General features: G+C 74.9%; 19 protein-coding genes. 8 read left to right on the forward strand and 11 right to left on the reverse strand.

The genetic code is table 11. From position 1 onward, the window contains the following. The gene (locus CO540_RS16205) at window positions 1–534 is read right to left on the reverse strand and encodes a hypothetical protein (RefSeq protein WP_172967861.1); all 534 of its coding nucleotides are present in this window, start codon (window positions 532–534) and stop codon (window positions 1–3) included. A 453-nt stretch (window positions 535–987) separates the two neighbouring features. After that, window positions 988–1,857, reverse strand: a complete 870-nt coding sequence (locus CO540_RS16210; RefSeq protein ID WP_099162694.1) for a PhzF family phenazine biosynthesis protein — start codon at window positions 1,855–1,857, stop codon at window positions 988–990. A 33-nt stretch (window positions 1,858–1,890) separates the two neighbouring features. Between CO540_RS16210 and CO540_RS16215 the strand changes: the two genes are divergently transcribed. From CO540_RS16215 to CO540_RS16225, 3 genes are read left to right on the forward strand one after another with little or no spacing between them, the layout of a single operon-like run. Then, on the forward strand, window positions 1,891–3,171 hold the full coding sequence (locus CO540_RS16215; RefSeq protein ID WP_099162695.1) for a magnesium transporter MgtE N-terminal domain-containing protein: 1,281 nt from the start codon (window positions 1,891–1,893) through the stop codon (window positions 3,169–3,171). Then, entirely contained in the window at window positions 3,164–3,778 is a 615-nt protein-coding gene (locus tag CO540_RS16220; protein ID WP_091582711.1) for a DUF1003 domain-containing protein, read from the forward strand. Before CO540_RS16215 ends, CO540_RS16220 begins: the two co-directional genes overlap by 8 nt. Before the next feature lie 10 nt (window positions 3,779–3,788). Further along, entirely contained in the window at window positions 3,789–4,934 is a 1,146-nt protein-coding gene (locus CO540_RS16225) for an Mrp/NBP35 family ATP-binding protein (RefSeq protein WP_091582715.1), read from the forward strand. Window positions 4,935–5,037: 103 nt separating this feature from the next. Here the strand turns inward: CO540_RS16225 and CO540_RS16230 are convergent, their stop codons facing one another. Continuing rightward, on the reverse strand, window positions 5,038–5,463 hold the full coding sequence (locus tag CO540_RS16230) for a preprotein translocase subunit TatB (protein ID WP_099162696.1): 426 nt from the start codon (window positions 5,461–5,463) through the stop codon (window positions 5,038–5,040). 73 nt (window positions 5,464–5,536) lie between these two features. Continuing rightward, a complete protein-coding gene (locus CO540_RS16235; protein WP_172967862.1) occupies window positions 5,537–6,844 on the reverse strand; it encodes a S1C family serine protease in 1,308 nt (435 codons plus the stop codon). 212 nt (window positions 6,845–7,056) lie between these two features. Here CO540_RS16235 and CO540_RS16240 point away from each other — a divergent pair, with 212 nt between their 5' ends. Continuing rightward, window positions 7,057–7,707 carry an O-methyltransferase gene (locus tag CO540_RS16240; RefSeq protein ID WP_256386054.1) on the forward strand — a complete coding sequence of 217 codons (651 nt, stop codon included), beginning with the start codon at window positions 7,057–7,059 and terminating at the stop codon, window positions 7,705–7,707. 11 nt (window positions 7,708–7,718) lie between these two features. Here CO540_RS16240 and CO540_RS16245 read toward each other — a convergent pair whose 3' ends face one another. Beyond that, the gene (locus tag CO540_RS16245; protein WP_099162699.1) at window positions 7,719–9,179 is read right to left on the reverse strand and encodes a M17 family metallopeptidase; all 1,461 of its coding nucleotides are present in this window, start codon (window positions 9,177–9,179) and stop codon (window positions 7,719–7,721) included. Between the two features lie 144 nt (window positions 9,180–9,323). Continuing rightward, window positions 9,324–9,491, reverse strand: coding sequence for a DUF3117 domain-containing protein (locus CO540_RS16250; RefSeq protein WP_013283866.1), 168 nt, complete (start codon window positions 9,489–9,491; stop codon window positions 9,324–9,326). Window positions 9,492–9,681: 190 nt separating this feature from the next. Between CO540_RS16250 and CO540_RS16255 the strand changes: the two genes are divergently transcribed. Continuing rightward, on the forward strand, window positions 9,682–10,500 hold the full coding sequence (locus CO540_RS16255; protein WP_099162700.1) for a PaaX family transcriptional regulator C-terminal domain-containing protein: 819 nt from the start codon (window positions 9,682–9,684) through the stop codon (window positions 10,498–10,500). 4 nt (window positions 10,501–10,504) lie between these two features. After that, window positions 10,505–11,296 (forward strand): enoyl-CoA hydratase/isomerase family protein, encoded by a 792-nt coding sequence (locus tag CO540_RS16260; protein ID WP_091582740.1) that lies wholly within the window; start codon window positions 10,505–10,507, stop codon window positions 11,294–11,296. Between the two features lie 6 nt (window positions 11,297–11,302). On the opposite strand, the gene CO540_RS16265 is transcribed toward CO540_RS16260, so the two are convergent. From CO540_RS16265 to CO540_RS16280, 4 genes are all read right to left on the reverse strand, one after another. Further along, window positions 11,303–12,031, reverse strand: a complete 729-nt coding sequence (locus CO540_RS16265) for a hypothetical protein (protein WP_099162701.1) — start codon at window positions 12,029–12,031, stop codon at window positions 11,303–11,305. Between the two features lie 25 nt (window positions 12,032–12,056). Continuing rightward, a complete protein-coding gene (locus CO540_RS16270) occupies window positions 12,057–12,641 on the reverse strand; it encodes a DNA-3-methyladenine glycosylase I (RefSeq protein WP_091582747.1) in 585 nt (194 codons plus the stop codon). 87 nt (window positions 12,642–12,728) lie between these two features. Then, on the reverse strand, window positions 12,729–13,226 hold the full coding sequence (locus tag CO540_RS16275) for an SRPBCC family protein (RefSeq protein WP_099162702.1): 498 nt from the start codon (window positions 13,224–13,226) through the stop codon (window positions 12,729–12,731). After that, window positions 13,223–13,864, reverse strand: coding sequence for a DivIVA domain-containing protein (locus tag CO540_RS16280; RefSeq protein WP_099162703.1), 642 nt, complete (start codon window positions 13,862–13,864; stop codon window positions 13,223–13,225). The genes CO540_RS16275 and CO540_RS16280 overlap by 4 nt, the downstream gene beginning before the upstream one ends. 193 nt (window positions 13,865–14,057) lie before the next feature. Here CO540_RS16280 and folP point away from each other — a divergent pair, with 193 nt between their 5' ends. Beyond that, window positions 14,058–14,927, forward strand: a complete 870-nt coding sequence (folP, locus tag CO540_RS16285; protein WP_091582757.1) for a dihydropteroate synthase — start codon at window positions 14,058–14,060, stop codon at window positions 14,925–14,927. A gap of 2 nt (window positions 14,928–14,929) precedes the next feature. Here the strand turns inward: folP and CO540_RS16290 are convergent, their stop codons facing one another. After that, window positions 14,930–15,307: an NADH-quinone oxidoreductase subunit A gene (locus tag CO540_RS16290; RefSeq protein WP_098743819.1), complete on the reverse strand. Its 378-nt coding sequence runs from the start codon at window positions 15,305–15,307 to the stop codon at window positions 14,930–14,932. Window positions 15,308–15,432: 125 nt separating this feature from the next. On the opposite strand from CO540_RS16290, the gene CO540_RS16295 reads away from it, so the two are divergent. Continuing rightward, window positions 15,433–16,893 (forward strand): hypothetical protein, encoded by a 1,461-nt coding sequence (locus CO540_RS16295; protein ID WP_099162704.1) that lies wholly within the window; start codon window positions 15,433–15,435, stop codon window positions 16,891–16,893. The last annotated feature ends 2 nt before the right edge of the window (window positions 16,894–16,895 follow it).

Here is a 16,895-nt window from a genome sequence, read left to right on the forward strand (position 1 = left end):
TCAGCGGCGGCGGACCCGGTGCAGGCGGAACGGCTTGCGGACGGCCCGGACCGCCGGCGCCGGGCGGGGCTGCTCGGCCAACGAGTCGGCCGGCAGGTCGGCTCCGGTCACCGCCGTGCCGGCCGGCGTCAGCCGGTTGAGCGCACAACCCTCGGCCGCCCACCGGGCCACCAGCTCGGCGGCCGACCCGGACGCGTTGAGCCGCTTCGCCGCGACCAGCGGGGCGGTGGTGTCCCACTCCTCGGTGCCCGGCCGCAGCCGGGTCACCCGGGCCGGCCAGCTGACGATCCGCCCGCCGTGGTCGCCGCGCAGCGTGACGTCGGCCGTGTCGGCGTCGGCCAGCCCGGGCGCGGCCTGCTCGCCGGGACCGGTCACCACCAGCAGCGCGCCGTCCAGCGGCAGGCACCAGAGCGCGTACGCCGGGCCTCCGGCAACGCTCACCCAGCAGACGGCGGCCTTCTTCACCGCCTCGTCCACCAGTGGCGGGCTCACCCGCTCGTCCACCTCGTCGCTCACCCCGCCATCCTCCCGCATGCCGCTGTGTCCCGGGACCGGGGCGGCCTCCCGGCGGCGGGGATCTTCCGCACGGCGGCGACGGGCGCGGCCGACGATGTACGGCGGGGACCGGCGCCCCGACCCCCGGGCCCCGGCGGGTGCGGGGGATCGATTGGGCGACTAGCAACTTGATGCGGCGGATGACTCAGGAGCCGGCCCGCCGGTGCGGACTGTCGCCGTCATGGCCGACATGGCTCGTCCATCCGGACGTCGATCCGGGAGCGCGAGGAGTGAGCCGGTGCTGCGGGCCCCGCAGTCGCGAACAAGGACGGCATCGACGCGGAAGCTGCGTCACGCCGGCGGGTCCGGCCGACTCGTTCACGTCATCAAGTTCCTAGGCAGTGGCGAGGGTTTCCCCGGCACGGAGGGACGCCGTCACCTGCTGGCGCTACACCGCTGCGCCACCGACCACCGGACCTGGGCGGGACGGGCTCAGCCGACGAAGGGCGGGACGGCGATCTCGCCGCGGGCCACCGGCACCACCTGGCCGGACACCGTCGCGCCCACCGCCGTCCCGCCGGCCGCGGTCACCGTGCAGGCCAGCGACGACGGGCGGTTGATCTCGACGCCCTGGCGTACCGCGTAGGCCGAGCGCCCCTCCCCGGGCAGCAGGCCGCTGGCGACCAGCCAGACGCCCAGGCCCAGGGCGGCCGAACCGGTCGCCGGGTCCTCCGGGACGCCGAGGCCGGGCACGAAGACCCGGGCGTGCGCGGTTTGCGCGTCGGCGTCCCAGGAGAAGAGGCTGACGTGCTCCACGCCGTACCGCTCCGCCGCCGCCGCGTCCAGCCTGGCCCGGGCCACCGCGTCCGACCGCACCGGGAGGTACGGGAACTCCAGGCCGCACCCGGCGACCCGGGGTGGCGGCCCGGCGTGGTCGGCCGCGGTCAGCCCGACGATCTCCAGCAACGGCTCCGGATCGAGCTCCGGGCCGAGGGTGGGGGTACCGCCGGTCAGCGTCGCGCCGGTGGCGGTCACCTCGATCGGCAGCACCCCGGCGCCGCACTCCTGGGTGACCCTGCCCACACCGAACACGCCGCGCCGGCTCGCCGTCACCGCGGCGCCGACGCTCGGGTGCCCGGCGAACGGCAGCTCGTCGACCGGGGTGAAGATCCGGGCCCGGTAGGTCGCGCCGACCTGGGTGGGCGCCAGCACGAAGACCGTCTCCGACAGGTTGAACTCCTGCGCGAGCGCCTGCATCTGCTCGGTGGCGAGCGATTCCGCGCCGAACACCACGGCCAGCGGGTTGCCGGCGAACGGGCGGTCGGTGAAGACGTCCACGATCTCGTAGGACAGGGTCGACATGTTGGTAGACACTAGGCCCTTAGGCTGGTGCCCGTGAGCACGCCGAACCGGGTCTACATCGCTCGACTCGCCGGAGTCGCCGTCTTCGACCCGAACGGCGACCAGGTCGGCCGGATCCGTGACGCCGTGGCCCGGATGCGTCCGACCCAGCGACCGCCGGAGGTGGTGGGGCTGGTCGCCGAGATGCCGATGCGGCGACGCATCTTCCTCTCCATCAACCGGATCACCTCCATCGACCCGGACGCGGTCGTGCTCGGCAGCGGCACCCTCAACCTGCGCCGCTTCGAGAAGCGTCCGAACGAGCTGCTGGTCCTCCAGGAGCTGCTCGACCGGCGGGTCCAGCTCGACTCCGGTCCGGCCGGTTCGGTGGTGGACGTGGCCATGGAGTGCAGCCGGGGCGGCGAGTGGGCGCTGACCCGGGTCGCCGTCCGCGAGCACACCAGCCGGCTCACCCGCCGTGGCCACCTCCACCAGGTCGAGTGGGACCGGGTCCGCGGCCTGGGCGCGGTCGGCGACAACCGGGGTACGGCCAACCTGCTCGCCGTGCTGGAGGACATGCGCCCGGCCGACCTGGCCAACGCCCTCCAGGACCTGCCCGACGCCCGGCGCAACGAGGTGGCCGCCGCGCTCGACGACGAGCGCCTGGCCGACGTGCTGAGCGAGCTGCCCGAGCACGACCAGGTGGAGATCCTGGCCGCGCTGGACCGGGAACGGGCCGCCGACGTGCTGGAGGAGATGGACCCGGACGACGCCGCCGACCTGCTCAACGAGCTGCCCCCGCCGGAGCAGGACGTGCTGCTCGACCTGATGGAGCCGGACGAGGCCGACCCGGTACGCCAACTGCTGCGCTACGCCTCCGGCACCGCCGGCAGCGTGATGACCTCCGAGCCGGTGATCCTGCCGCCGGACGCCACCGTCGCCGAGGCGCTGGCCCGGATCCGCGAGGTGCAGCTCTCCCCCGCGGTGGCCGCGCAGGTCTTCGTGACCCGGGCGCCGTTGACCACGCCGACCGGCCGCTACCTGGGTATGGTGCACTTCCAGCGGTTGCTCCGCGAGCCCCCGGCCGACCTGCTCGGCGGGATCGTGGTCAACGACATCGACCCGCTCCGCACCTCGACCCCGCTGACCGAGATCACCCGCCGGATGGCCACCTACGACATGGTGGGGATGCCGGTGGTGGACCGGAACAACCGGCTGGTCGGCGCGGTGACCGTGGACGACGTGCTGGACCACTCCCTGCCGCGCGACTGGCGGGACCGGGACGCGGCGCCCACCCCGTCCGCCACCGACGACGGGACCGTGGACGATGACTGAGCAGCGACGCGGCGAACGGCTCGACCAGCCGCGCGCCCCCCGGGGCCTGCACCTGCCCCGCATCGACGCGGACTCCTTCGGCCGGTGGGCCGAGGGGATCGCCCGGGGCATGGGCACGGCGAACTTCCTGGTCTACATGACCCTGGTCCTCGCCGCCTGGTTCCTGTGGAACACGCTCGCCCCGGCCGACCTGCGCTTCGACCCGTACACCTTCACGTTCCTGACCCTGATCCTCTCGCTCCAGGCCTCGTACGCGGCCCCGCTGATCCTGCTCGCGCAGAACCGGCAGGCGGACCGGGACCGGATCGCGCTGGACGAGGACCGGCGCCGGGCGACCATGCAGAAGGCCGACACGGAATACCTGGCCCGGGAGATCGCGGCCCTGCGGATCGCGATGGGCGACGTGGCGACCCGCGACTTCCTCCGCTCCGAGCTGGCCCGGCTGGCCGAGGAGCTGGACGAGGCGGCCGAGCGGCGACGCAAGCTGGAACGGCGGCAGCAGGGGCAGGAGACCCGGCGCCGGGCCGGCGGCGACCCGCTCGACGAGCCCCGCGACGAGTTCGACGGTGACTACGCCCACGACGGCCGGCAGGAGAGCCCGACGTAACATTGCGGGCATGTCAGCACCCGTCAGCACCGTCTCCGACGCGATCCAGGCCGCCCTGGCCACCGTCAACGACCCGGAGATCCGTCGGCCGATCACCGAACTCGGCATGGTCCGCTCCGCCGAGCGCGACGACGACGGCGTGGTCCGGGTGGAACTGCTGCTCACCGTGGCCGGCTGCCCGCTGAAGGACAAGCTGCGCACCGACATCACCGCCGCCGTCGGCGCGGTGCCCGGCGTCAGCGGCGTCGAGATCATCTTCGGTGTGATGAGTCCGGAGCAGCGCCAGGAGCTGCAGTCCAAGCTGCGCGGCGGCGGCACCGCCGAGCCGGTGATCCCGTTCGCCCAGCCCGGTTCCCGGACCCGGGTCTACGCGGTCGCCAGCGGCAAGGGCGGCGTCGGCAAGTCCAGCGTCACGGTCAACCTGGCCGCCGCGCTGGCCGCCCGCGGCCTGTCGGTCGGTGTGGTGGACGCCGACATCTACGGCCACTCGGTGCCCCGGATGCTCGGCGCCGACGGCGCGCCGACCCGCGTCGAAGACATGATCATGCCGCCGCAGTCGCACGGCGTGAAGGTGATCTCGATCGGCATGTTCACCCCCGGCAACGCGGCCGTGGTCTGGCGCGGCCCGATGCTGCACCGGGCGCTGCAGCAGTTCCTCGCCGACGTCTACTGGGGCGACCTGGACGTGCTCCTGCTCGACCTGCCCCCGGGCACCGGCGACATCGCGATCTCGGTGGCCCAACTGCTCCCGAACGCGGAGATCCTGGTCGTCACCACCCCGCAGGCGGCCGCCGCCGAGGTGGCCGAGCGGGCCGGCGCCATCGCGCTGCAGACCCACCAGCGGGTGGTCGGCGTGATCGAGAACATGTCCTGGCTGGAGCTGCCGGACGGCTCCCGGATGGAGGTCTTCGGGGCCGGTGGCGGCGAGGCCGTGGCCGAGTCGCTGACCCGGACCATCGGCGCCCAGGTGCCGGTGCTGGGGCAGATCCCGATGGACACCCGGGTCCGCGAGGGCGGCGACGCCGGCCAGCCGATCGTGCTGGCCCAGCCGGACGCGCCCGCCGCGAAGGCCCTGTTCCAGGTGGCCGACCGGCTCGCGGTGCGCCGCGAGTCACTGCTCGGCAAGCCGCTCGGCCTGAAGCCGGCGGGCCGCTAGACGTCGATCCACCGCTCCCCCACCGCCCCCTTCCGGCCCGCCGGGAGGGGGCGGCTCACGTCCGCCCTGACCCCGCCCGTGCCGGTCGCCGGGACGGGATGGGTCAGGTGGCGTCGTCGTACGAGGGGCGCGGGGCCGGCGGGGTGGGGGCGGCCGGCGTCGCGACGGCGGGGCGGGGACCCGGGTTGCGCAGGTCGGCGGCGCTCGCGACGTCCTTCAGCTCGTCGTGCACGCCGGTGACGTCGGAGCGCAGGTTGTCGTACATGCTCTGCAGCGGCTTCCGGAGCGCCTGCTCGTCCTCCTCGCTGAGCAGGTGCTTGCGGATGAACGCCTTGGGGTGCAGATCCTCGAGCTGGATGTCGGTGCCCAGCTCGCGGCTCAGGTCGCCGGTGGCGTTCCGCGCCATGTTGCGGAGGTTGCGGACCATCCGGAGGCCGTCGTTGATCACGTTGGGCAGCTTGTCCCCGAAGATCAACAGCGCCAGGAGCAGCAGGACGCCGATCTCCCACCAGTTCAGGTTCTCGAACACCGCGGCCTCCTCGTCCGTGTCCAGGGCAAGACTACGCACGTGAGGTGGCCGACGGGGAGGGGGTGACCCCTCCTCACTTCGCGTCGGCGGCGAGCGTCACCGACGCGTTCTGCCGCGACGACCCACGCCGGTACTCCACCGTCACCACCGAACCCGGCGCGTACTTGCGCACCAGCGCCACCAGGTCCGTCGGATCGGTCATCGGATGCCCGTTCAGCCGGAGCACCACGTCCCCGGTGCGCATCCCGGCCGCCGCCGCCGGGCCGGCCGGCTCGACCGCGTTGAGGCGTACGCCGCCACCGGTGGCGCCGGTGCCGCCGACCTGGGCGCCGATCACCGTACGCCGGGCCTTGCCGGTGCCGATGATGTCCTCGGTGACCCGTTTCGCCTGGTTGATCGGGATGGCGAAGGCGAGGCCGATGTTGCCGGCCTCCTGCCCGTCCGCCACCAACGACTTGATCGTCGAGTTCACGCCGACCACCCGGCCGCCGCCGTCCACCAGCGGGCCGCCGGAGTTGCCGTGGTTGACCGCGGCATCGGTCTGGATGGCCGCGTAGTAGCGGGTCGGCCCGCCCGGCTCACCGGCCTGCATGGTGCGGTCCAGCGCGCTGACGATGCCGGCGGTGACCGTGTTGGCCAGCGACAGCGGCGAGCCCATGGCGAGCACCGGGTCGCCCACGGCGAGCGCGTCGGAGTCGCCGAACTGCACCGGGGTCAACCCGCTGCGGGTCACCTTGACCACCGCGATGTCCGACTCCGGGTCCTGTCCGACGACCGTCGCCGGGGTGGTGCTGCCGTCGTTGAAGATCACCGTGGCCTTGCCGGGCCCGTCGGCGACCACGTGGTCGTTGGTGACGATGTGCCCGTCGGTGCTCACCACGAAGCCGGAGCCCTCGCTGATGCCGCCGAGACTGGCCACCCGGATGGTGACCACGCTGGGCAGCACCCGCTCGGCGACCCCGGCGAGCGACTCGGGCTTGCGCTGGGCCAGCGCCGGGGCCTGCCCGGCCTGCGCGCCCAGGGTGGGCACGTCGCCGCCGCGCATCAGGGCGTAGGTCAGCGCACTGCCCAGCGAGCCGGCCAGCAGCGCGGTGATCAAGGAGATCAGCACCACCTGGCGCAGCCCCGGCCGGGTCGGCAGGTCCGGGTCGGTGACCGGCTCCGGCTCACCCGCCCCGTCCGGCGCGGCGGCCGGGACCACCACGGCCGCCGGCGCGTACGGATCCCGCCACGGGTCGGCCAGCGCGTCGGACCACCAGGGCGACGTCGTCCCACCCGCGGCGCCCTGCGGTGGCTGCCCGGGCCCCGGCCCTCCCGCCGGTGCCGGCGCTCCGCCGGGCTGGCGCCAGTCCCAGCCGTCGGTCACGTCCGTGCCTCCCACTCCGTCCCGCACGCCCCGTGCCGGGCGCCGGCGGAGCCGGACGACCGTGACGCGCGGGACACCTCCAGGATTGCACGGATGCCCCGCGTGGAGTCAGGGGTTGCCGCCCGTGATCGTCCCACCGCCGACTCGCGGCTGCGCCCGTACCGGGTCGCCTCTACGCTCACAGTGCCAACCGACCCCTCGCACCAGCCCGCCCCCGGAGGTGTCCCATCGCCACGGTCGCCGGTCACGGCAGTTCGACGGCCCAGGCGCAGCAGTTCGCCGAGTCGTACGTCACCGAGGACCTCGTGCTGCGCACCGCCCGGGCGCTCGCCCGCGAGGTGGGCGTCGAGGCGGTGACGCCCGGCGCCGGCGCCGCGCTGCGACTGCTCGCCGCCGCCGGCAACGCCCGGGCGGTGGTCGAGATCGGCACCGGCACCGGGGTCAGCGGTGTCTGGCTGCTGCGCGGCATGCGCCCCGACGGCGTGCTCACCACGATCGACGTGGAGGTCGAGTACCAGCGCCTCGCCCGCCGGCTGTTCCAGGAGGCGGGTTTCCCGTCGGGACGTACCCGGATCATCACCGGCCGGGCGCTCGACGTGCTGCCCCGCCTCGCCGACGGCGCCTACGACCTGGTCTTCGCCGACGCCGCGGGGACCGGCTTCGCGGCGTACGTGGACGCGGCGCTGCGGCTGCTGCGGCCCGGCGGCGTGCTCGCGCTCAACGGCGCCCTGGCCGGCGGCCGGATCGGCGACCCGGCCGCCCGGGACGTGGAGACGGTCACCGTGCGGGAGACCGTCAAGGCGATCCGCGAGTCCGAGCACTGGGTGCCGGCGCTGCTGCCGGTCGGCCACGGCCTGCTCGCCGCCGTGCGGAGCTGACCCGCCGCCGGTCAGCCCAGCGTCCCCAGCCAGCGCAGCAGCCCGCGTACGCCCCAGCCGGTCGCGCCCTTGACCAGTTCGCCGTGCACGTCGTCGGACCACGAGGGGGCGGACATGTCCAGGTGCGCCCAGCGGTCCCGCAGGTCGCCGGTGAACTCGCGGAGGAACAGCGCGGCCACCACCGAGCCCGCGCCCCGCGCCGGGGAGCTGTGCAGGTCGGCGATGTCGCTGGCCAGGTATTCCACGTAGTCGTCGGCGAGCGGCATCCGCCAGGCCCGCTCCCCGGCCGCCGAGATCGCGGCCAGCAGGCCCGCGGCCAGGTCGTCGTTCTCGCTGTAGAGCGCGGCGTGCCGCTTGCCCAGCGCCACCGCGTTCGCCCCGGTCAGGGTCGCGAGGTCGACCAGCAGGTCGGGCTTCAGCTCCCGCACCGCGTACGCCATGGCGTCGGCCAGCACCAGCCGGCCCTCGGCGTCGGAGTTGGTGCTCTCGCTGGTCAGGCCGCCGTAGTGTCGGATGATGTCGCCGGGGCGGAACGCCGAGCCGCTGACCATGTTCTCGGCGAGCGGCGCCAGCGTGGTGACCCGTACCGGCAGGCCCAGCGCGGCGGCGCCGAGCGTCGCGGCGACCACGGCGGCGGCGCCGGCCATGTCCTTGCGCATCAGCTTCATGGCGGGCACCGGCTTGATCGAGATGCCGCCGGTGTCGAACGTGATGCCCTTGCCGACCAGCACCACGTGGGTACGCGCGCCGGCCGGGCGCCAGTCCAGCTCGACCAGGCGCGGGCCGCGGGCGGAGCCGCCGCCGACGGCGAGGAGCCCGCCGAAGCCCTCGGCCGCCAGCTCCCGCGGTTCACGCACGCGCAGGTGCAGGTCGGACCGGTCGGCCGCGGCGGCGGCCACCTGGTCGGCGAACCACTCGGGGTGCTTCGTCGACGAGGGGGTGTTGGTCAGGTCCCGGGCCAGCACGGTCATCTCGGCGGTGGTCCGGGCCGCGGCCAGCGTGTCGGCGTGCGCCTGCGGGTCGGTCACCAGCAGGTCCACCCCGGCCAGGGACGGCCGCGCCCCGGCCTCGGTGAGGCGGTAGCGGTAGGAGCCGAGCAGCAGGCCCTCGGCGAGCCCGCGCAGCGCCGTCCCGGCGTCGTCGGGAAGCGCGATGGTGATCTGCGTCTCATCCTTGGCGGCGCGGGCCAGCGCGGCCCCGGCGACCCGCCAGTCCTGCTCGTCGCCGGCACCGACACCGAGCAGCCAGAGGCGGTTCGGGGCGGCGCCGGGGCGCAGGTGCTCGCGTACCTCGCCGGCGGCGCCGGTGAGTCGGGCGGCGGGCAGCAGCGCGCCCGCCTCGGCCCGGACGTCGTCGGCGGACGGGGCGGCGGTCGGCACCAGCACGGCCGGGGAGTCCGGCCCTCCGGGACGAACGGGCAGGACGAGGGAGTCGGGTCGCACGGACCCGCTCACCAGACGAATGGCCAGCACGCTGGACCGTACCTCCGAAAATGCTCTTAGCGGGACAGTTTGCCGCTCACTGGCCGATGAAGGCCCTGAGCCACCGGCCAAGCCGGTGGCTCAGGGTAGGACGAACCGGCCGCGCGGCGTACGCCGCGCGACCCGCTCCTCGCATCAGCCGGCAGCCGCCTTCAGCGCGTCACCCAGCGCGGTGGCCTCGTCGGGAGTCATCTCGACGACGAGCCGGCCACCACCCTCCAGCGGGACCCGCATGACGATGCCCCGGCCCTCCTTGGTGACTTCCAGCGGACCGTCGCCCGTCCGCGGCTTCATCGCCGCCATGTTGTCTCCCCTCAGACCTACACCAGGGTCGGTGGGTTGCCCCACAGCCACTTCGCCATCGCCACCCGCAAGCGTCGCGGAGGCGTCGACCAACGATTTTCCCTGATGAACACCGCCGGACCCAAACCGAAGCAGCATTGATGTAACAGCATCTAGCTTATCTTGGATAGGCCTGTCACAATGTGCGGTCATGCAGGCACGGTCGGCACTCTTCGACCTGTACGGCGACCACCTCCGCGCCAGGGGTGGCCGCGCACCGGTCGCCGCCCTGGTCAAGCTGCTCGCACCCCTCGGCATCGCCCCACCGGCGGTGCGGACCGCGGTCTCCCGGATGGTCCGTCAGGGCTGGCTGGAACCGCTCCGGCTGGCCTCCGGACCGGGATATTCGATCACCCCGAAGGCGGGTCGTCGACTCGACGAAGCGGCCTCCCGGATCTACCGGACCGGTCGGCACAGTTGGGACGGACGGTTCGACCTCCTGGTGCTGACGGCACCGGCGTCCCGCCGGGACCGGCAGCGGCTCGCGGCCAACCTCAGCTTCCTCGGCTACGGCACGCTCGACGACTGCACCTGGGTGGCCACCCGCCCTGGCGAGGACGTCGACCTGCTGCTCGCCGAGGCCGGCGTGCGCTACGAGCGGTTCACCGCCGCGCACGCCGCCGGCACGCCCGGCGCCATGGGCGTGGTCCGCCGGGCCTGGGACCTGTCCGAGATCGGCCGGGCGTACGAACGCTTCGTCGCCGAGCAGAAGCCGCTGCTCTCCGGCGTCACCGTGCGCAGCAGCGACGAGGACGCGTACGCGGCCCGGTTCCGGCTCGTGCACGCGTGGCGTACCTTCCTGTTCCAGGACCCGCAGCTGCCCCCGGCGCTGCTCCCCGAGCGCTGGCCGGGCACCAGCGCGGCCGGGTTCTTCGACCGGCACGCGGCCCGGCTCCGGCCGGCCGCCGACCGGTACGTCGAGCAGTGCCTCGACGCCAGCAACCGCCTCGCCCGACAGAAGGGTCGTTAGACACGTGACCGAGCCGCTGCTCGTCGACCGCACCGACGCCGTCGTCACCCTGACGCTGAACCGCCCGACGGCGATGAACTCGCTCGACGTGGCGCTCAAGGAGGCGCTCCGGGACGCCCTCGCCGAACTGGAGACCGACCGTTCCTGCCGGGCGGTCGTGCTCGCCGGCGCGGGCGGCTCGTTCAGCGCCGGGCAGGACCTGCGGGAGCACGTGCAGACGCTGGAGTCGGCCGACGCCGACCCGCTGGGCACGGTCCGGGCGCACTACAACCCGATCGCCGCCCGCCTGGCCAACCTGCCCAAGCCGGTGGTCGCCGCGGTGCGCGGGATGGCCGCCGGCGCCGGCGCCTCGCTGGCGTTCCTCGCCGACTTCCGGATCGGCGGCCCGAAGACCCGGTTCCTGATGGCGTTCGCCGGGGTCGGGCTGGCCGCCGACACCGGGGCCTCCTGGACCCTGCCCCGACTCGTCGGCCACGCCAAGGCGGTCGAGCTGCTGATGCTCGCCGAACCGGTCGGCGCCGAGGACGCGTGCCGGCTCGGCCTGCTCACCCGCCTGGTGGACGACGACGAGCAGGTGCTGCCGACCGCGCAGGAACTGGCCGCGCGGCTCGCGGCCGGGCCGACCGTCGCGTACGGGGCGATCAAGCGCCAGCTCTCCATCGCCGACGCCGGCACGCTGGCCGACGCGCTGGCCGCGGAGGCGCAGGCGCAGGCGATCTGCGGCGGCACCGCCGACCATCGCGCCGCCACCATGGCGTTCGTCAACAAGCAGAAGCCGGTGTTCGAGGGGCGCTGAGGCCGGTCAGTCGTCCTCCTCCGGATCCTGGTTGGCCTCCACGCCGAGCACGAACGCCTGCATGGCCAGCTCGTCGCCGGAGGGCGAGACGAACGCGGGCAGCTCACGTGGGCCCAGCTCCTGCACGTACGACCAGAAGATCCGGACCGCCTCGGCCCGGGTGGCCGCCTCGATCGGCAGGTCGAGGCTGACCAGCCAGGTGCGCCGCGCCGGCGGCGGGCCGAGCCGGTCGGCCAGCGCCCGCCACCGCGCGGGGTCGAGCGCGGTCACCGGGCCGTCGGGGGCCGGGCCGTCCACCGGCACCGGCTCGTCCAGCACCCGCCGGGTGTACGTCACCACGAGCCCCGCCGTCGCGTCGGACTGCGGGTCGTCCGGGTCCTCCCAGCTCCCCCCGGCGGTCGGGTCCGCCGGGGTCCCGGCGGCCCGGGTCCCGGGGGCGGCCGTCGCGGGGGCGATCCGGGGCCCGGAAGCCGGCCTCGCCGGGGCGTCGCGGGTCGTGGCGGTGGCCGGGGCCACCCGGCCGAGCGCCACCAGGCGCAGCGGCTCCTCGACCAGCACCGCCACCCGGTCGCCGGGCCGGGGCGCGGCTCCCGCCGGGAGGCCGGTCAGCTCCAGCACGTCGTGGTGCACCAGCCGCTCGGCCTCGTAGCGCTCGGCGGGCAGCAGCACCGCCCAGGCGCCCGGCCTGGTGTCACCGTCGGTCGTCGCGCTCGTACGCGGCTCGGTGTCGGTCATGCCCCAATCCCATCACGCCGTCGCGTCACACCCCGGCCCGGTCGCCACTCACGTGACAGTCGGCGAGATGGTCGTCCACCATGCCGGTCGCCTGCATCAGCGCGTAGGCGGTGGTGGGGCCGACGAAGCGGAAGCCACGCTTCTTGAGCGCCTTGGCCATCGCCGTCGACTCCGGGGTGATCGCGGGCACCTCGCCGAACGAGCCGGGTCGCGCGGCCCGGGGCGGCGGCGCGTAGGACCAGAGCAACGCGGAGAGCCCCTCGGGCAGCTCCAGCGCGGCCCGGGCGTTGGCGATCGCCGCCTCGACCTTGGCCCGGTTGCGGACGATCCCGGCGTCCGCCATCAGCCGGGCGACGTCGGCCTCGCCGTAGCCGGCCACCGTCTCGATCCGGAACCCGTCGAAGGCGAGCCGGAACGCCGGGCGCTTGCGCAGGATGGTCAGCCAGGAGAGGCCGGACTGGAACGCCTCCAGGGTGAGCCGCTCGTAGAGCGCGTCGTCGCCGCGCAGCGGCCGCCCCCACTCGTCGTCGTGGTAGACGGCGTAGTCGGGGGTGCTCGCTCCCCACGCGCAGCGGGCCAGCCCGTCGGCCCCGATCACCAGGTCAGTCACGCCCTACACGGTAGGTCAGCCCACCGACAGGCTCCCGGCGCGCGGGCGCCGATCCCGACAGGTTGATTCAGCCGGTCGGGGTGGGCCTCAGGGCAGGCGGCCCTGTTCGACCAGGCGGGCGAACTTCTTCAACGCCTGGGTCAGGCTGAACTTCGAGCCGGGCCAGAGCACCGGCCAGGCGACCCGGCCCGCCGCGCCGCCCGGCAGGTGGAACCACTCGTGCCAGACCACCTGCGTCCGGTCCCGGTCCATCGGGGTGCAGCGCAGGACCCCCGGGCCACGCAGCAGCTTGCCGCAGTGGACCACCCCGACCTCGTACGGGGCGTCGACCCGCACCACCCGCATCTCGTCCCGCAGCACGGCCGGACCCAGCGCGGTGACCGCCTCGACCAGGCTGCCCTCGCCGCCGTCGCCCTCGACCACGCGGACCGTGGTGAGCGGGATCCAGTCCGACTGCCGCTCCCACGCGGTCAGCGCCGCGAAGACCCGCTCGGCCGGCGCGTCGACGATCACCGTCGCGGTGACCTCGGCGGCGCCGCGCCGGGCCGCCTCGGCGAAGTCGGCGGAACCCTCCGCGCCGGTCACGCCGACTCCGACCGGACCACCGGACCGCGTTCCCGGTCGTCGGCATCGGCGGCCGGCATGCTCCCGGCGGACGGTCCGGTGATGATCCCGTCGCCGGGCGAGGTGGTGTCCTCGACGGCCGCGGCGGCCGGAGCCTCCGCCACGCCCGCCTCGGCCGGGGCGACCCCGGCATCCGTCTCCGGCTCGACGTCGGATCCCGGCGCGGGCGCCGAGAGGTCGATGGTCACCGGCCCGCCGGTCGTCGGATCGGCGATCGACGGGGCGGGCTCGGAGCTGCTCGCGGCGGCCTCCTCGCGGGCCCGGCGCAGCGCGTCGGCCTCCTCGGTGCGCCCCTCCCGCAACGCCGCGTTCTCGGCCTCCAGCACGCCGATCAGCTCGGACTTGTAGCCGATGTCGTACGCGGCCCGTCGCATCGCCGCGTCGACCTGGGCCATCCGGTAACCGCGCAGCGCGGTGTCGAAACGGACCTCGCTCACGTCGGACTCGTCGAGCGGTCGGGTGCCGGGCAGGGGCACGGCCCGCCCGTCCGGCTCGGTCGGGACCAGGCCCGGATCACGCCCGGAGACCAGCACCGTCACCCCGAGCACCACCGCCGCGACGGTCAGCGCGACCACCAGAAGGAGCAGAACCTGACCCATGCAGAGATCGTGGCATGCGGGCCGGGATCGGGCGAGCCCTCCGCCACCTCCGACTCGGAAACGCCGCACTCCCCCGACCGGGGCGACCACGGATCGGGCCGGCGGGACCAGCGGAGGGCGGGGGCTCCGGACGGGATAGCGTCGGGTCGGCCCGCGACGACGGCCACCCGGGCGGGGAGACGAGGAGGCGGGCATGACGGGAGCGCTACGGCTCGGTGGGCGGACCTTCGCTCCCGGCGAGCTGGTGGTGATGGCGATCGTCAACCGGACGCCGGACTCGTTCTTCGACCGGGGCGCCACCTTCGCCGAGGACAGCGCGCTGCGCGCGGTGGAGCGGGCGGTGACCGAGGGTGCGGAGATCATCGACATCGGCGGGGTGAAGGCCGGCCCCGGCGACGAGGTGGACGTAGCCGAGGAGATCCGCCGGACGGTGGACACCATCGCCGCGGTCCGGTCCGCCTTCCCGGACGTGGTCATCTCGATCGACACCTGGCGGGCCGAGGTGGCGGTGGAGGCGGTCGCGGCCGGCGCGGACCTGCTCAACGACACCTGGTCGGGGGCGGACCCGGCGCTGGCCCGGGTCGCCGCGGCGACCGGCGCGGGGCTGGTCTGCTCGCACGCCGGCGGGTTGGCCCCGCGTACCCGACCGCACCGGGCGGCCTTCGACGACGTGGTGGCGGACGTGGTCGGCACGGTCACCGGGCTGGCCGAGCGGGCGGTGGGGCTGGGGGTGCGGCGGGACGGCATCCTGATCGACCCGGCGCACGACTTCGGCAAGAACACCCGGCACTCGTTGGAGATCACCCGTCGGTTGGGCGAGCTGACCGACACCGGGTGGCCGCTGCTGGTGGCGCTGTCGAACAAGGACTTCATCGGCGAGACGTTGGACCTGCCGGTGCCCGAGCGGCTGGAGGGGACGTTGGCCGCCACCGCGGTCTCGGCGTGGCTGGGCGCCCGGGTGTTCCGGGCCCACCAGGTGCGTCAGACCCGCCGGGTGCTGGACATGGTGGCCTCGATCCGGGGCGACCGGCCCCCGGCGGCCACCCGGCGCGGGCTGGCCTAGGGTCAGGTCCAGCGCAGGACGCCGCGCCGCCAGGCGTAGAGGATCCCGAGCGCCACGATCGCCACGAAGACGCCCATCTCCACCACGGTGGTCGCCCCGAACCCGGGCCGGTCGAAGACCAGCGCCCAGGGGAAGAGGAAGACCGCCTCGACCGCGAAGAGCACGTAGAGGTAGGCGTAGACGTAGTAGCGGATCTGCATCTGGGCCCAGTCGCCGCCGACCGGGTCGAGACCGCACTCGTAGGTGGCCCGCTTGCCCCACGGCTCGGCCGGCCGGCGGGGACGTAACACCCGGTTGGCCGAGAACGCCGTGACGAAGAAGAGCACGGCGGCGAGCAGCAGCAGACCGAGCGTGGCGTACGAGCCGAGATATCCGGTCACGAGCGGAGCGTACCGGTCCCGTCCAGACGTCCCGGACACGTTACGAATTCGTTTCCTGACGGGACTAGTGCCGGATGGCAACTGTCGCCGAATAATGAGACTTCGCTGAAACGTCCGGAGGACAGATGACCCGCCCCCGCGTTCGACCCGCTCGGCGGGTCGCGCACCGCCGTACTCTCGCGCTGTTCGCCCCCGCGCTGCTCGCCGCGGCCGCGACGGTCGTGGCGGTGGCGCCGGGGTGGGCCGCGGCCTCCCCCTCCCCGCTGGCCGGCGTGGTCCACGCGGCGGCGCCCGGCGACCCGGGTGATCCGGACGGTCCGGGCGGCGAGCCCGGCGGCGACCCGACCGAGCCGACCACGCCGACCGACGATCCGACCACCACCGCGCCGGAGCCGACCACCGCACCCCCGACCGAGGAGGCCCCGGCGCCCACCACGCCGCCGGCACCGGTCACCACCGCCCCGACGCCGCCGACCACGGCCCCGGTCGTGCCGGCGCCGACCACCACGGCGCCCACCACCACCGCGCCGGCGCCGCCACCCGTGGTACCGCCGGTCCAGCCCCCGCCTCCGCCGCCGACCCAGCCGGCCGGCGGTCCGCTGGGCGTGCAGGTCTCCACCGACGACGTGGTGCTGACCCCGGACTACTGGAACGCCGACAGCACGGTGACCACGCTGCGGGTGACGGTGACCAACACCGGCGGGCGGGCGGAGCAGATCAGCCTCGGTTACAGCCTGCCGGCCGGCCTGACCGACGCCGGCACGCCGGGCTGCGCGCCCGCCGGCGGCGGCAACCACCGGTGCGGCGGGTGGACCGCCGCGCCGGGCGCGCGGTTCAGCGCGACCATCCGGGTACGCGTCGCCGCGGACGCCTGGCGGGCCATGCCGCTGAGCGGCGTGGTCCAGGTGACCGCCGTCGCGCCCGGCGCCACCGGGGCGGCGTACGACGACGAGGGCTTCGCGGTGCTGTTCCCGCCCGGGCCCCCCGTGCCGGGCATCTCGCTGCGGGCCGACGAGGTGCTCTTCGACATCAGTGGCGCGCCGAGCACGCTGACCGTCCGGCTCGGCAACACCGGCGAGGTGGACGCCACCGGCCGGGTGGAGGTGCTGCTGCCGGCCGGGGTGACCGTCGGGGCCGGCGACACCGGCTGCGCCGCGCTGGCGCCGGACCGGGCGCGGTGCGAGCTGGGCAGCCTGCCCTCGGGCCGGACCGCCACCCTGCGGCTGCCGGTGACCGCCTCGCCGGAGGCGCAGCGGATGGCGCCGCTCGCCGGCGCGGTGATCGGCCGGCTGGACCCGCGCAGCGGGCGGGACCGGCAGGTGCAGATGAGCTTCCGGATCAGCGCGGCGGCGGCGCAGGCCACGCCGGCGGCCGGCGCGCCCACCCCCACCGGGTCGCAGGGCGTGCTGGCCGCGGAGAGCCGGGCCGACGACGACGAGTCGTCGGTGCAGCGCACCGCGATCGCCCTGATCACCGTGTCCGGGTTGCTGGTCGTGCTGGCGCTGGCCCTGGCCACGCGCTCGCTGCGCCGTCGCAGCGAGATCGGCTCGCCGGACCCGGCCGGGCCGTCGACCGCGGAGCGGTGAGA

Source organism: Micromonospora sp. WMMA2032 (genome assembly GCF_002688545.1).
GTDB lineage: Bacteria > Actinomycetota > Actinomycetes > Mycobacteriales > Micromonosporaceae > Micromonospora > Micromonospora sediminicola.

What these genes read in the sequence shown, in the direction of transcription:
- CO540_RS16205 (WP_172967861.1), bottom strand. Translation starts at nt 534, where the DNA reads ATGCGGGAGGATGGCGGGGTGAGCGACGAGGTGGACGAGCGGGTGAGC.
- CO540_RS16210 (WP_099162694.1), bottom strand. Translation starts at nt 1,857, where the DNA reads ATGTCGACCCTGTCCTACGAGATCGTGGACGTCTTCACCGACCGCCCG.
- CO540_RS16220 (WP_091582711.1), top strand. Translation starts at nt 3,164, where the DNA reads ATGACTGAGCAGCGACGCGGCGAACGGCTCGACCAGCCGCGCGCCCCC.
- CO540_RS16225 (WP_091582715.1), top strand. Translation starts at nt 3,789, where the DNA reads ATGTCAGCACCCGTCAGCACCGTCTCCGACGCGATCCAGGCCGCCCTG.
- CO540_RS16250 (WP_013283866.1), bottom strand. Translation starts at nt 9,491, where the DNA reads ATGGCGGCGATGAAGCCGCGGACGGGCGACGGTCCGCTGGAAGTCACC.
- CO540_RS16255 (WP_099162700.1), top strand. Translation starts at nt 9,682, where the DNA reads ATGCAGGCACGGTCGGCACTCTTCGACCTGTACGGCGACCACCTCCGC.
- CO540_RS16265 (WP_099162701.1), bottom strand. Translation starts at nt 12,031, where the DNA reads ATGACCGACACCGAGCCGCGTACGAGCGCGACGACCGACGGTGACACC.
- CO540_RS16280 (WP_099162703.1), bottom strand. Translation starts at nt 13,864, where the DNA reads ATGGGTCAGGTTCTGCTCCTTCTGGTGGTCGCGCTGACCGTCGCGGCG.
- folP (WP_091582757.1), top strand. Translation starts at nt 14,058, where the DNA reads ATGACGGGAGCGCTACGGCTCGGTGGGCGGACCTTCGCTCCCGGCGAG.
- CO540_RS16295 (WP_099162704.1), top strand. Translation starts at nt 15,433, where the DNA reads ATGACCCGCCCCCGCGTTCGACCCGCTCGGCGGGTCGCGCACCGCCGT.